The 14,154-nt window shown below is 66.9% G+C and carries 10 protein-coding genes; 5 read left to right on the forward strand and 5 right to left on the reverse strand.

Features of this window, described 5'->3' with window-relative positions:
• Positions 1-6 precede the first annotated feature (6 nt).
• From prmC to metK, 4 genes are all read left to right on the forward strand, one after another.
• On the forward strand, positions 7-861 hold the full coding sequence (gene prmC, locus EG799_RS06125) for a peptide chain release factor N(5)-glutamine methyltransferase (protein ID WP_123879472.1): 855 nt from the start codon (positions 7-9) through the stop codon (positions 859-861).
• A gap of 215 nt (positions 862-1,076) precedes the next feature.
• Positions 1,077-1,829: a DUF4167 domain-containing protein gene (locus EG799_RS06130; protein ID WP_123879475.1), complete on the forward strand. Its 753-nt coding sequence runs from the start codon at positions 1,077-1,079 to the stop codon at positions 1,827-1,829.
• A gap of 8 nt (positions 1,830-1,837) precedes the next feature.
• Positions 1,838-3,475, forward strand: coding sequence for an apolipoprotein N-acyltransferase (gene lnt / locus EG799_RS06135; protein ID WP_325051105.1), 1,638 nt, complete (start codon positions 1,838-1,840; stop codon positions 3,473-3,475).
• Positions 3,476-3,523: 48 nt separating this feature from the next.
• A complete protein-coding gene (gene metK, locus EG799_RS06140; protein ID WP_123879477.1) occupies positions 3,524-4,759 on the forward strand; it encodes a methionine adenosyltransferase in 1,236 nt (411 codons plus the stop codon).
• Positions 4,760-4,847: 88 nt separating this feature from the next.
• Here the strand turns inward: metK and EG799_RS06145 are convergent, their stop codons facing one another.
• The 3 genes from EG799_RS06145 to EG799_RS06155 all read right to left on the reverse strand — a co-directional run bounded on the left by EG799_RS06145 (position 4,848) and on the right by EG799_RS06155 (position 7,154).
• Positions 4,848-5,483: a CoA transferase subunit B gene (locus tag EG799_RS06145; protein WP_123879479.1), complete on the reverse strand. Its 636-nt coding sequence runs from the start codon at positions 5,481-5,483 to the stop codon at positions 4,848-4,850.
• Positions 5,484-5,580: 97 nt separating this feature from the next.
• A complete protein-coding gene (locus EG799_RS06150; protein ID WP_123879481.1) occupies positions 5,581-6,387 on the reverse strand; it encodes an HAD family hydrolase in 807 nt (268 codons plus the stop codon).
• Positions 6,388-6,431: 44 nt separating this feature from the next.
• Positions 6,432-7,154, reverse strand: coding sequence for a CoA transferase subunit A (locus EG799_RS06155; RefSeq protein WP_123879483.1), 723 nt, complete (start codon positions 7,152-7,154; stop codon positions 6,432-6,434).
• Positions 7,155-7,631: 477 nt separating this feature from the next.
• On the opposite strand from EG799_RS06155, the gene EG799_RS06160 reads away from it, so the two are divergent.
• The gene (locus tag EG799_RS06160) at positions 7,632-9,941 is read left to right on the forward strand and encodes a CDC48 family AAA ATPase (RefSeq protein WP_123879485.1); all 2,310 of its coding nucleotides are present in this window, start codon (positions 7,632-7,634) and stop codon (positions 9,939-9,941) included.
• An 18-nt stretch (positions 9,942-9,959) separates the two neighbouring features.
• Here EG799_RS06160 and EG799_RS06165 read toward each other — a convergent pair whose 3' ends face one another.
• A complete protein-coding gene (locus tag EG799_RS06165) occupies positions 9,960-11,039 on the reverse strand; it encodes a mechanosensitive ion channel family protein (RefSeq protein WP_123879487.1) in 1,080 nt (359 codons plus the stop codon).
• A 62-nt stretch (positions 11,040-11,101) separates the two neighbouring features.
• Entirely contained in the window at positions 11,102-13,999 is a 2,898-nt protein-coding gene (polA, locus tag EG799_RS06170) for a DNA polymerase I (protein ID WP_123879489.1), read from the reverse strand.
• Positions 14,000-14,154: the final 155 nt, after the last annotated feature.

Raw genomic sequence — 14,154 nt, forward strand, 5'->3', positions numbered from 1 at the left:
CGGCAGGTGCGCGTATCGCAGGCCATCCGCGACGCCGCCGCCGCGCTGGACGCCGAATGGGGCCGACTCGACGCCGAAGTGCTGATGGCCCATGCGCTCGGCACCACGCGGTCCGGCATGCTGCTGGCGCGCATGGACGATCCCGCACCCGCCGCGTTCGGGCCGTTGCTGGCGCGCCGGCTGGCCGGCGAGCCGGTCGCCTACATCCTGGGCGAAGCGGAGTTCTACGGGCGGCGCTTTGCGGTGATGCCCGCCGTGCTGATCCCGCGCGGCGACAGCGAGAGCGTGGTGGAAGCGGCGCTGGCGGCGGTGCCGCAGCCCGGGCGCGTGCTCGATCTCGGCACCGGGTCGGGCGCGCTGCTGCTGACGATCCTCGGCGAACGGCCCGGCGCCGCGGGTGTGGGCATCGACCGCAGCGAGGCCGCGCTCGCCGTGGCGCGCGGCAACGCCGAGGCGCTGGGACTGGGCGAACGGGCCGATCTGCGCGCGGCGGACTGGCACGCGCCGGGTTGGGACGAGGGGCTGGGGCGGTTCGATCTCGTCATCGCCAATCCGCCCTATGTCGAGGAGGATGCCGACCTCGACGCCAGCGTGCGCGATCACGAGCCGCCCGGCGCGCTGTTCGCCGGCGTCGACGGCCTCGACGACTACCGCGCGCTTGTGCCGCAATTGCCACGGCTGTTGACGAAAAAGGGCGTCGCCGTGCTGGAAATCGGATCCCGGCAGGCCCGCAAGGTCACCGAAATCGCAGACGACTGCGGCTTCGCGGTCGAAATCCGGCGTGACCTTGCCCGGCGCGACCGCGCGCTCGTTCTCAGATTTGCTCTTGGCAAAGGCGAATCAAGCCATTACCTCTCCTGACAGGTCTCCGATCGCGGCTCGACGCTTCGGGGACGCGCTCCGACAATCGCCTGCGACCGCGGCTTGCGCCGCAACCTTGACGGGGCAGGCGATACGGCACGGTGTGGCCGGCGGAGGGGCGAATTGGGGGTCATGGGCCGCGCACCTTGCTGATGCAGATATGGCGGATGCAGAAACGGTGCCCCAGGCGGTCGCAATGAGGAAGCGAATTTCCCTTGAACAGCAATCGTAACAACAATCGTCGGCGCGGCCGCGGCAACAATCGTGGCGGAGGCGGCGGTGGCAACCAGTCCAACCGCATCGACAGCCGCGCGCGCGGCAACGCGCCGCAGATGCTGGAAAAGTACAAGAAGCTGGCGAACGACGCCGCCTTGAACGACGACCGGGTGCAGACCGAATACTACCTGCAGTTTGCCGATCACTATTTCCGCGTCATCGCCGACAACAAGGCGCAGAAGGACGAACAGCGCGCCAGGCGCGACGACAACCGTTCGGACAGCGATCCGGACGACGACGACGACGACGATACCGACAACCAGAACCGTTCGCGCGGGCGCCGGAACGACAGTCGCGGCAATCGCGGATCGGGCCGCGACGACGACAATTCGGGCGAAGACGAGCGCGGCGGCGGGCGGGACGAGGGCGGCAGGAAGCCGCGCAAGCCCCGCCGCGCCAAGGGCGACGACCTGGCCGAGGGTGTGGAGGGGGATGCCGGCGACCAGTCGGACGACGCCAACCCGTTCACCCGTGATGCCAAGCCGCGCAAGGCGCCGCGCCGCAGGAAGTCGGACGACGACGATGACGGCCAAACCTCCGCTACGGACGAGGGCGGGCTCAACCCCGACATGCTGCCGCCGTCCATCGCCCGCAGCGACGACAGCGACGCGGCCGAGGAGAAGCCCAAGCGCAAGCCTCGCGCGCGCAAGCGCCCGGACGACGACGACGGAGCGATGAGCGCCGTCGGCTGAGACGTCCCGTGCAGCGTTCATCGCGCGGGGCCGATCCGGGAATGATGCGCGCCTGGCCCGTTCTCGATACCCTGCCGAGCCGGGGATGGCTCTGGGCGCTGGCGCTCGGCCTGCTGTCGGCCACGGGCTTCCGGCCGCTGGCGCTGTGGCCGGTGGCGTTGATCGCCATCGGTGCGTTCGCCCTGATGGCGGCGCGCAGTTCCGGCTGGCGCCAGGCCGGCTGGCTGGGCTGGCTGTTCGGTGTCGCGCATTTCACTCTCGGCAATAGCTGGATCGCGACCGCCTTCACCTATCAGGCGGAAATGCCCGCCGTGCTCGGCTGGGTAGCGGTGCCGCTGCTGGCGCTGTATCTTGCGGTCTATCCCGCGCTGGCCGCAATGGCGGCGCGGGCGCTGACGCGCTCCGGGCCGTCCTTCGCTTTCGCTCTGGTGTTCGCAGCGGCGTGGATCGGGGCCGAGTGGCTCAGGAGCTGGGTCTTTACCGGCTATGCCTGGAACCCGTTCGCGATGATCGCGCTGGGTCCGTTCGAGCGGCCCGGCCTCGCCGCCGTCGCTCCGTTTACGGGAACCTACGCGCTGTCGGGCATCATGATCGCTATCGGCGCGGCGCTGGCGCTGGCGCTGGCGGAGCGGCGCTGGCGGGTCGCCGGCCTCGTCGCGGTATTGCTGACCGTGGGGATGTATCTGCCCGCCGGTGAAGCGCGCCAGGGAACGCTGGCGGTCACCATCGTTCAACCCGACCTGACCCAGGATCTGCTCGCCAGTCCGCTGAACTACGAAAGCAATTACCGGCGGCTCGCCGCGCTTTCCGCGCGCCGGGCGGGGCAGGACGGCCCGCGCATCGTGCTGTGGCCCGAATCGGGCATGGCCGACTATCTGCGCGAAGGCTATCCGCAGCGGTATTACGACCAGACCACCGCGCTCGCCAGCCCGCTTTTCGCCCGGCGGCGGCTCGGCGCGACCGTGGGCGAGGGGTCGGTCCTGCTGACCGGCGCGGTCGATCTCGACATCGGCGCGGACGAGACCGGTTACGCGCGGGCGCTGGCGGCGCGCAACGCGGTAACGGCGCTGTCTTCGAGGGGCGACATCCTCGGCGGCTACTACAAGGCGCATCTGGTTCCCTATGGCGAATATCTGCCGATGCGCGGCCTGCTGGAACCGCTCGGCCTGTCGCGACTGGTGGCCGGCACGCTGGATTTCCTGCCCGGCCCCGGCCCGCGCACGCTCGACCTCGGACCGTATGGCAGGGCCGGTGTGCAGATCTGCTACGAGATCGTCTTTTCCGGTGAAGTCACCGCCGACGGCGCGCGACCGGATTATATCTTCAACCCCTCGAACGATGGCTGGTTCGGTGCCTTCGGTCCGCCGCAGCACCTGGCGCAGGCCCGCATGCGCGCGATCGAGGAGGGGCTGCCGGTGCTGCGCGCCACCACTACCGGCATCAGCGCAGTGATCGACCCGCGCGGCGTGGTTCGCCGGCATCTCGGCAAGAACGTGCAGGACCGGATCGATGCCCTCGTTCCGCCGGCCCGCCCCCCTACCTTGTTCGCGCGGCTGGGCAACTGGCTGGCGCTTGTCTGGGCCGTCGCTTTGCTGGGCGCCGGGCTGCTGTCGCGGCGCGTTGCAATGCGACGGAGCGGCGGTTAGAGCCGCCCGCATATCGACGACCTTCCTAGCCGGGGAATCCCTCACTTCATGCGCAAATCCTACATCTTCACGTCCGAAAGCGTGTCCGAAGGCCATCCGGACAAGGTATCCGACCAGATTTCCGACGCGATCGTCGACCTGCTGCTGTCGAAAGATCCCGAATCGCGCGTCGCCTGCGAGACGCTGACGACGACGCAGCGCGTCATCCTCGCCGGCGAGATCCGGTGCGCGCCGGTCTATGACGAGGACAAGTGGGCCGACAACGGCGGCTGGGCGCCCGGCGCGCGCGAGGAGATCGAGGACACCGTGCGCCAGGTCGTGCGCGACATCGGGTACGAGCAGGACGGTTTCCACTGGCGGACGCTGACCTTCGAGAACCACCTGCATGGCCAGTCGAGCGAAATCGCGCAGGGCGTCGATGCCGGCACGCAGGGCAGCAACAAGGACGAGGGCGCCGGCGACCAGGGCATCATGTTCGGCTTCGCCTGCGACGAGACACCCGACCGCATGCCGGCGACGCTCGATTACAGCCACAAGATCCTCCATCGTCTGGCGCAGGACCGCAAGAGCGGCAAGGCGCCTTTCCTCGAACCCGATTCCAAGAGCCAGGTGACGCTGCGCTTCGAGGACGGGAAGCCGGTCGCGTGCGAGGCGATCGTCGTCTCCACCCAGCATGCGCCGGGTTACGACGCGGGCGAGAAGGAAGCCGAGCTGAAGGCCTATGTGAAGGACGCGGTCGCGGCGATCATTCCCGACGGTTTCCTGTCCGATGCGACCAAATGGCACATCAACCCGACTGGCGCCTTCGAGATCGGCGGGCCGGACGGCGACGCCGGGCTGACGGGCCGCAAGATCATCGTCGATACCTACGGCGGCGCGGCCCCGCATGGCGGCGGCGCGTTCAGCGGCAAGGATCCGACCAAGGTCGACCGATCCGCCGCCTACATCACCCGCTACCTTGCCAAGAACATCGTTGCCGCGGGCCTCGCCACGCGTTGCACGATCCAGCTGGCCTACGCCATCGGCGTGTCGGAGCCGCTGTCGCTCTATGTCGACACGCACGGCACCGGCTGCGTGGCGGACGAGAAGCTGGAGCAGGCGATCCGTTCCATCGGCAAGCTCGGCGGTCTGACCCCGCGCGGCATCCGCACCCATCTGGGCCTCAACAAGCCGATCTACCGCAAGAGCGCCGCCTACGGCCATTTCGGCCGCGATGTATCGGGCGACTACTTCCCCTGGGAGCGCACCGATCTGGTGGAAGACCTGAAGGCCGCGGTGGACTGAGGCCGCTCTTCGCGAACGGCCTCGATCCTCTCGGCCCGACGGAAGGGCAGCGTGATCGCCGTAGCCGGCGATCGATGCGGCCGCTTCGTCAGCTTTCGTATTTCGCCGTCGTCTTTTCCGCGACCTCGTCCGCCGAGACGCCGGGCGCGAGTTCCATCAGCCTGAAGGGCGCGGAATGGTCGGGCCGGCGGAACACGGCGAGGTCGGTGACGATCATGTCCACCACGTTCTGTCCGGTCAGCGGCAGCGTGCATTCGGGGATGAACTTGGGCGTGCCGTTCTTGGAGGTATGCTCCATGACGACGACGATCTCCTTCACCCCGGCGACCAGGTCCATCGCCCCGCCCATGCCCTTCACCATCTTGCCGGGGATCATCCAGTTGGCGATGTCTCCGCTTTCGCTGACTTCCATGGCGCCCAGCACGGTCAGGTCGATATGGCCGCCGCGGATCATCGAAAAACTGGTGGCGCTGTCGAAATAGGCGGAATGCGGTAGCTCGCTGATGGTCTGCTTGCCTGCGTTGATCAGGTCGGCATCCTCTTCGCCCTCGTAGGGGAAGGGTCCGATGCCGAGCATTCCGTTCTCGCTCTGCAACGTGACCTGCATGCCTTCGGGAATGTGGTTCGCCACCAGGGTTGGAATCCCGATCCCCAGATTGACGTAATAGCCATCCTCCAGCTCTTTCGCAGCGCGGGCGGCCATCTCGTCTCGGGTCCAGGGCATGAAAAAATCCTCGTCAGTACAGGGGTGATGGGGTGATAGCGCCAGCGACAAGCAAAGCCTACCGTCCGAACGAAAGAGTTTGCCGCCACGGCCATGCTCATTGCAGCGGAGCCGGCATCAGGAACCAGCCCTCGCCGAGCATCGCTTCGAGCGGGGCGGCGGAGGACTGGTCGAGCAAGTAGAGGTAGAGATCGTCGAAATCGGCGCGCTCGTCGCCGGCGATGGCGAGCAGGCAGTGCGTTTCGCCGAGCGCCTGCCGCCTCGCCTGCTTCTTCTCTCCGGGATAGCGCTGGACGAACAGCGGATCGCGGCCCGTCGGATCGAGGCCGGTGTCGCGCAGGCGCGCGCGCACGGCCCGCGCATCGGACGGTTCGCGGTCGGTCATCCAGGCGACGGTGATCCCCCGGCGGCGCAGATCGCCCAGCAGGCCGACGAACCGGGCGGCGGGGCGCGCCGTCGGCGAAAGCGGGACCAGGCCCGCCTGCGGGTCGAGATCGACCAGCACCGCCGGACGATGCTCCTCGCACGGCGCGCGCAGAGGCCGGAGCTTTCCGGGATCGGCGAGAATGGCGGACCGGCTCCAGTCGCCTTCGGCAAACCTTGCGGCGGCGTAATCGTGAAAGGCGGTGTAACTGGCCGATTGCGGCGCCGGCTGCGCGGGTTCGGGCAGCGTTGTCGTATCGAGCAGCACGTATTGCGTATCGAGCGGCACGGCTTCCAGGTCGCCGGGGTCGATATCGGTGCCCTCGACGAGCGCCTGCCGTGTGCGCTCCCCGAACACCGCCGTACGACCGACCATCGCGCCGCTCGCCAGGATCGGGACGGCGGCTAGGGCGACGCAGCCCTGCAGACCGAATGCCGCGCACAGCGCCGCGGCGAAGCGCATCCGCCCGAGGGTCGTCACGTCCCGTCGCACCGAACGCCCTGTGCTTCCTGCCCTGTCGCGCCTCAGGCCGCCTCGCGCTCGCGGGTCGTGACGAACTCGATCTTCTTGTCATAGGGGGCGCCCAGCACCATGCGCTGCACGAAGACGCCGGGCAGATGGATGCAGTCGGGGTCAAGCTCGCCGGGCTTCACGATCTCCTCGACCTCGACCACGCAGACCCGGCCACAGGTCGCGGCGGGCTGGTTGAAATTGCGCGCGGTCTTGCGGAACACCAGATTGCCCGTCTCGTCCGCCTTCCATGCCTTGACGATGGCGAGATCGGCGAAAATGCCATGCTCGAGGATGAAGTCTTCCTCCTCCCCGTCGCGGTTGGCGAAGCGCTTGACCTCCTTGCCCTCCGCAACCGTCGTGCCGACGCCGGTCTTGGTATAGAAGCCGGGAATACCCGCGCCGCCGGCGCGCATGCGCTCGGCCAGGGTGCCCTGCGGGCAGAACTCCACCTCCAGCTCACCCGACAGGAATTGCCGTTCGAACTCCTTGTTCTCGCCGACATAGGAAGAGATCATCTTCGCTACCTGCCTGGTGCGCAGCAGCTTTCCGATACCCTCGTTGTCGATACCCGCGTTGTTGCTGGCGAAGGTGAGGTTCTTCACCCCGCTCTCCTGGATCGCGTCGAGCAGCCGTTCCGGAATGCCGCACAGGCCGAACCCGCCCGACGCAATCGTCATGCCGTCGCGAAGAAGACCGTGGAGAGCGGATTGCGCATCGGGATAGAGCTTTTGCATGGGATCGGGTTCCTCTTTACCGGCAAGGTGGACTGTCGCATTCGCGCATAGGCACTGAGTCAGGCGATGTCACCTCGAAGGCGTGTCCGGCGCGTTTCGCAGTGCAGCATTGACGGGCGAACAAGGATCGCTTTTACCACGTCCAATGGCCGCCACGCTCCCTGACGGAGTGGATTGTTACTTCAAATCAGTTGTTTCCTTGCGTGTTGCGCTTTACGCAACGCAACTTGTCCTTTTCGCACTTGCGAGATGGGCGCGGTCCGCGCATATCTCCACCTGCCTTTTCAGGCATCCTCTCCCAAAACTTCCAGGGCCCGGTCGGCGACGACCGGGCCTTTTTTTGTCCCCGGCCCGAACCGCCCCGGCGCGGTGTCGCGAGATTTTCGGCACCATCGTGCCGCTGGCCGGTTTGCAAGGTGGCGGGGTCGTCACCAGATCGCGCACAACGCGAGACAGACAGGCAAGGCGGAATCATTCATGGCGGAAGCGGATGCGGCTCTGGTCGACGAAGGGACGGTACGGTTGCAGGTTGCCGCGGCCCGGCAGGAGGAATCGGGACGGGGCGTCGTGCGTATTCCGCGAACCGCGTTCCAGACCCTCGGCATAACGGAGGGCGATCCGGTCGAGATCGAGGGCAAGCGCGTGACGGTGGCGATGGCCGCGCCCGCCTATGACGAGGACGAGGCGCTTTCGGTCATCCGGCTCGACGGGTTGCAGCGCGGCAATGCCGAAACCGCGAGCGGCGAGCACGTTCTGGTTCGCCGCGCCGAGACGCGTCCGGCCAAGCGCGTCGTCTTCGCACCCGCGCGCCGCGAGATGCGCTTGCAGGGTCCGACCGAAGCCCTCAAGCGCGTGTTCTTCAAGAAGCCGCTGATGGCCGGCGATCTCGTCGCCACGCACGGCCAGCAGCCGGTACAAAACGTGCCCCCCGAAGTGCGCCGCATGTTCAATGCGCCCGCCTACGCGCTGACGCAGATCCGGCTTCAGGTCATTTCCACCAGCCCCAAGGGCAGCGTCCATATCGACGAGAACACCGAGGTCGAGCTGCGTTCCGAGTTCGAGGAGCCGCGCGACGGGCGCGGCACCGTCAATTACGACGATGTCGGCGGCATGGAGGAAACCATCAAGGCGCTGCGCGAGATGGTCGAATTGCCGCTGCGCTACCCTGAACTGTTCACCCGGCTCGGGGTCGATCCGCCCAAGGGCGTGCTGCTGCACGGCCCGCCCGGAACCGGCAAGACCCGTCTGGCGCAGGCGGTGGCGAACGAATCGGATGCCGAATTCTTCGCCATCAACGGGCCCGAGATCATGGGCTCGGCCTATGGCGAATCGGAGAAGCGGCTGCGCGAGGTGTTCGAGGAGGCGGAGCGAAGCCAGCCGGCCATCGTGTTCATCGACGAGATCGATTCCATCGCGCCCAAGCGCCAGAACGTGCAGGGCGAGGCGGAGAAGCGCCTGGTCGCGCAATTGCTGACCCTGATGGACGGATTGCAGGCCCGCACCAATCTCGTCGTCATCGCCGCCACCAATCGCCCGGACGCGATCGACGAGGCGCTGCGACGCCCCGGTCGTTTCGACCGCGAGATCGTGATCGGCGTGCCCGACGAGAACGGGCGGCGCGAAATCCTCGCCATCCACACCCGCGGAATGCCGCTGGGCGAAGGGGTCGACCTGAAGGAAATGGCCCGCTCCACCCACGGCTTCGTCGGGGCCGATCTGGCGGCGCTGGCCCGCGAGGCCGCGATCGAGGCGGTGCGCCGCATCATGCCCAGGCTCGACCTCGACGCGCGGGAAATCCCCGCCGAAGTGCTGGAGGAACTTCAGGTCGAGAAGGAGGACTTTCGCGAGGCGCTCAAGCGCGTGCAGCCTTCCGCGATGCGCGAGGTCATGGTGCAGGCGCCGACCGTGGGCTGGTCCGATATCGGCGGTCTCGACGAAGCGGAGGACATGCTGCGCGAAGGGGTCGAACTGCCGCTGAAAAACCCGCAGGCGTTCGAAAGGCTCGGCATTCGCCCGGCCAAGGGCTTCCTGCTCTACGGCCCGCCCGGGACCGGCAAGACCCTGCTGGCCAAGGCCGTCGCCAAGGAAGCGGAGGCGAACTTCATCTCGATGAAATCGTCGGACCTGCTGTCTAAGTGGTACGGCGAGAGCGAGCAGCAGATCGCCCGCATGTTCGCCCGCGCCCGCGCGGTCGCACCGTGCGTCATCTTCATCGACGAGATCGATTCGCTGGTGCCCGCACGCGGCTCCGGCGCGGGCGAACCGCAGGTAACGGCGCGGGTCGTCAACACCATCCTCGCCGAGATGGACGGAATGGAGGAGTTGTCCTCGATCGTCGTGATCGGCGCGACCAATCGCCCGACGCTGGTCGATCCGGCGCTGCTGCGCCCGGGCCGCTTCGACGAACTGGTCTATGTCGGCGCGCCCAACGAGGCGGGCAGGGAACATATCCTGAAGATCCATACGTCCGAAATGCCGCTTGCCGAGGACGTCGATCTCGCTGCGCTCGCGAAGAAGGCCGAACGCTTCACCGGTGCCGACCTGGAGGACGTGGTGCGCCGCGCGGGACTCAACGCCATTCGCCGTTCGGACGGGGCGCCCGACAGCGTTACCGCGAGGGACTTCGAGGACGCCTTCGAGGACAGCCGGGCCACCGTCACGCAGAAGATGGAGCAGGAATACCAGAAGATGAAGGGCGAGCTGAAGAAGCGCGCGATGGAGGTGCGCCCGATCGGCTTCCTGACCGAGGGCATGGTCGAATCGACCCGCGAATCGAAGCACGGCTGACCCGCGCGGCGGGCGGTCCTATCCCTGCGTGACCCGGGCGTTCGCCGCCTCGACCTCGAGCCGGTGGCGGATCAGCGCTCCCGGCATTTCGCGGCGCAGCCAGTCGATCATGTGTTCGCGCAGCACGCAGCGCAGCATCCACAGGTCGCCGATGGTCTTGGCGCTGACGGCCAGGCGCAGCTCGATGCTCTCGGGATAGGCCTCCGTCATCAGCATGAGCGCGGTGCGCTTGTCCCACAGATCCTGACTGTCCATGTAGCGCTCGAACTCGGCGCGGACCGGCGCGACGTCGGTTGCCGGGTCGAGGTGGAGATAGACCGGGCCCGTCAGCATCTCGTTGGTGCGCGACCAGTTCTCGAACGTCGTTTCGAGCACTTCGCTGGTCGGCACGACGATGGCGCGTTCGTCCCACGTGCGCACGATGATGAAGGCCATGTGGATCTCTTCCACCCGCCCGACATGGCCGGCTATGTTGACAAGGTCGCCGATCCGCAGCGGTTCGGTGATGGCGATCTGCAAGCCGGCTATCATGGTCTTGAGCGCCGGCTGCGCGGCGGCGCCCACGGCCAGCGCGGCGATACCCGCCGATGCGAGCAGCGTCGTGCCGATGTCGCGCACGCCCGGAATCCCCAGCAGGATGAGGCCCACGGTGATGAAGATGATGACGAAGGTCGCCGTGCGCGACAGGATGGCGATGCGCGTGCGGCGGCTGCGTACGGCCACCGGATCGTCCGCCAGGTCCAGCCGCAACTCCATCGCCGCGGTGAACGCCTTGATGAGCGAATAGACGATCCAGCCGAGCAGCGCCGGGCGCACGAACCGGGCGACCGGCTCCCAGTACCGGGCGAGGAACGGGTCCGCCTGCGCCGCGATGGTGATGGCGATGGCGACCAGCGCCCACTTCACCGGCCGCTTCACCCGATCGAGGACGATGTCGTCGGCGGGAGAATGGGAATGGTGCGCCAGCCGGCGCACGAGGGCGAACACCACCCGGTAGATGAGCCAGGCCGCGATGACGGCCCCCAGCATCACGAGCGCGCTGATGGCGATGCGCTGCCAGGCGATGGTATCGGGATCAAAGGTGAAGTGTTCGAACATGGCGCGCACCTATGGGCGGGCCGGGCGGCAATCAAGCCCGCCCCGGGCCAGACCTCGAACCGTCAATGGGCCGCGTCCCAGCTTTCACCGTGGCCGATCTCGATGCCGAGCGGAACGGTCAGTTCGACCGAGGGCAGTGCGGCTTCGGTCATGACCCGCTCGATCACCGGACTGGCGAGGGCGACATCGGATTCCGGCATTTCGAATACCAGTTCGTCATGCACCTGCAACAGCATCCGCACCCCGCGCACGTTGTTCCCGTCTGCGTCCGCCTGAGGGGCGAGCCCGGCATCGGCGAGGGCCGGCCCCATGCGGACCATGGCTCGCTTGATGATGTCGGCGCTGGTGCCCTGGATCGGCGCATTGATCGCGGCGCGCTCCGACCCGGCGCGTTCGTTCGGGTTCTTGGCGTTGATGCGCGGGAACCACGTCTTGCGACCGAACAGGGTTTCGGAATAGCCGCGCTCGCGCACCCGTTCCAGCGTATGGACGATGTAGCGCTGGATGCCGGGAAAGCGATCGAAATAGCGGTCGATCATGTCCTGTGCCTCGTCCGGTTCGACGCCCAGCCGCCCCGCCAGCCCCCAGCGCGATATGCCATAGAGGATGGCGAAGTTGATGGTCTTGGCCTGCGCGCGGGTATCGCGGTTGACCTCGCCATACATCTCCGTCGCCGTGCGGGCGTGGATGTCCTCGCCCTTGGCGAAGGCATCCTTGAGCGCGTCCACATCGGCCATGTGCGCCGCGAGGCGCAGCTCGATCTGCGAATAGTCGGCGGCCAGCAGGACATTGCCCTCGTCCGGCACGAAAGCCTTGCGGATCTGTCGACCGATCTCGGTGCGGATGGGGATGTTCTGCAGATTGGGATCGGTGCTGGACAAGCGCCCGGTCTGTGCGCCGACCAGCGAGTAGGACGTGTGAACGCGGTTCGTATGCGGATTGATCGCCGCCTGCAGCGCATCGGTATAGGTGCTCTTGAGCTTGGTCAGCTGACGGTATTCGAGCACCTTGGTGGCCACTGTCGCCCCGTCGGCGGCCAGGCGTTCGAGCACGGACTGGTCGGTCGAATACTGCCCGCTCTTGCCCTTCTTGCCGCCCTTGTAGCCGAGCTTGTCGAACAGCACCTCCCCCAGCTGCTTGGGGCTGCCGATGGTGAACCTGGTCCCGGCATCCTCGTGGATCTCGGTCTCGATCCGGGCGGTCGTTTCGGCGAACTGTTCGGACAGGCGCGCCAGTTCCCCCTTGTCCACCCTGATGCCATGGCGTTCCATGTCGGCGACCACCGGGATCAGCGGGCGGTCCACCTGCTCGTAGATGCGGGTCGCGCCTTCCAGCGGCAGCCGGCGATGCAGGTGACGATGCAGCCGCCACGTGACGTCCGCATCCTCGGCCGCGTATTGCGTCGCCTTGTCTAGCGGCACCTGGCCAAAGGGGATCGCCTTCTTGCCGGTGCCGCAGACGTCCTTGAAGGTCATGCAGGTATGGCCGAGATGGCGTTCCGCCAGTTCGTCCATCCCGTGGCCGCCGCCGATCCCCGTCTCGCTGCGCCCCGCATCCATCGCGAAGCTCACGATCATCGTATCGTCGACCGGCGCCATGCACACGCCGTTGCGGGCGAGCACGTTGATGTCGTACTTCGCGTTCTGCCCGATCTTCAGGACGGCATCGCTTTCCAGCAACGGCTTGAGCGCGGCCAGCGCCTCGGCGCGGTCGACCTGGTGCGGCGCCTCGTCGAACATGTCCGATCCGCCATGCGCCAGCGGCACGTAGCATGCGTCGTTGGGGCCGAGCGCCAGGCTTACCCCGACCAGGTCGCACAGCATGCAATCGAGGTCGCTCGTCTCGGTATCGACGGCCACCATGTGCGCGGCGAAGGCGCGGTCGATCCAGTGCTGAAGGCGCTCCATCGTCTGCACCGTCTCGTAGGCGGAGCGATCGACGTCCGGCATTTCGGGCAACGGCTGGGCATTGCCCGCAACAGCGGCGTCCGCTGCCTTCTGGCTCTGCTTCGCGGGGTTGAGATTGGTCGCCCGGCCCGGGGCGCCAGTGCCGGTCTGCAATCGCTTGAGCAGGCTGTTGAAGCCGTGCGCCGTCAGGAATTCGGTCAGCGGTTCGGGATCGATGCCGTCCAGCTTCATGTCCTCGATCGCGACGGGCATGGTGCAGTCGGTCTTCAGTTCCACCAGTTCGCGACTGAGAAGCGCCATGTCGCGCCCTTCGAGCAGCCGTTCCCTCAGCTTCGATTTCTTCATGCCCGTCGCGGAATCGAGGGCTGCTTCCAGCCCGCCATTGTCGGCGATCAGCTTGCTGGCCGTCTTGGGCCCGATGCCGTAGATTCCGGGGATGTTGTCGACGCTGTCGCCCATGAGGGCGAGCACGTCGCCCAGCTGCTCGGGCGGAACGCCGAATTTCTCGACGACTTCCTCGCGGCCGATCCGGGCATCCTTCATCGTGTCGAGCATGTCGATGCAGCCGCCCTCGCTCACCCCCTCCTCGACATCGGTATCGGCGCACTGGCCGATCAGTTGCATCAGATCCTTGTCCGAACTGACGATGGTCACGTCGAACCCCTTGCGGGTTGCCGCCTTCGCGTAAGTGGCGATGATGTCGTCGGCCTCGAAGCCCTCTTCCTCTATGCAGGGAAGGGAGAAGGCGCGCGTCGCCTCGCGAATCAGGGGGAATTGCGGCACCAGGTCTTCGGGCGGATCGGGCCGATGCGCCTTGTACTCGTCATAAAGATCGTTGCGGAAGGAATGCGAACCCTTGTCGAGAATGACCGCAAGGTGCGTCGGACCGTCAGCCTTGTCCAGATCGTCCGCCAGCTTCCACAGCATGGTCGTATAGCCGTAAACCGCCCCGACATTGAGCCCCTCGGGATTGGTGAGCGGGGGCAGGCGATGATAGGCGCGGAAGATGTAGGCCGATCCGTCGACCAGGTAGAGATGCTGCTTTTCGGCCATGAAAGGCCTGCTAGCACGGAGCGGGAGGCGGCGTAACGGACAATTTCTCCCGCAACGCCGCGGAATCGGGCATGCCGGGACACATTTTGCCGCATTTTTGCCTTAATCCTCTTGATCGGGGCAGAATGTGGCCTTATTTAGGCAACGAGCCGGCG

The organism is Aurantiacibacter spongiae, assembly GCF_003815535.1.
Lineage (GTDB): Bacteria > Pseudomonadota > Alphaproteobacteria > Sphingomonadales > Sphingomonadaceae > Alteraurantiacibacter > Alteraurantiacibacter spongiae.

Bases quoted from the DNA above. Each gene is read 5' to 3' on its own strand.
- metK (WP_123879477.1), top strand. From the start codon at position 3,524: ATGCGCAAATCCTACATCTTCACGTCCGAAAGCGTGTCCGAAGGCCAT.
- EG799_RS06145 (WP_123879479.1), bottom strand. From the start codon at position 5,483: ATGCCCTGGACCCGAGACGAGATGGCCGCCCGCGCTGCGAAAGAGCTG.
- EG799_RS06155 (WP_123879483.1), bottom strand. From the start codon at position 7,154: ATGCAAAAGCTCTATCCCGATGCGCAATCCGCTCTCCACGGTCTTCTT.
- EG799_RS06160 (WP_123879485.1), top strand. From the start codon at position 7,632: ATGGCGGAAGCGGATGCGGCTCTGGTCGACGAAGGGACGGTACGGTTG.
- EG799_RS06165 (WP_123879487.1), bottom strand. From the start codon at position 11,039: ATGTTCGAACACTTCACCTTTGATCCCGATACCATCGCCTGGCAGCGC.
- polA (WP_123879489.1), bottom strand. From the start codon at position 13,999: ATGGCCGAAAAGCAGCATCTCTACCTGGTCGACGGATCGGCCTACATC.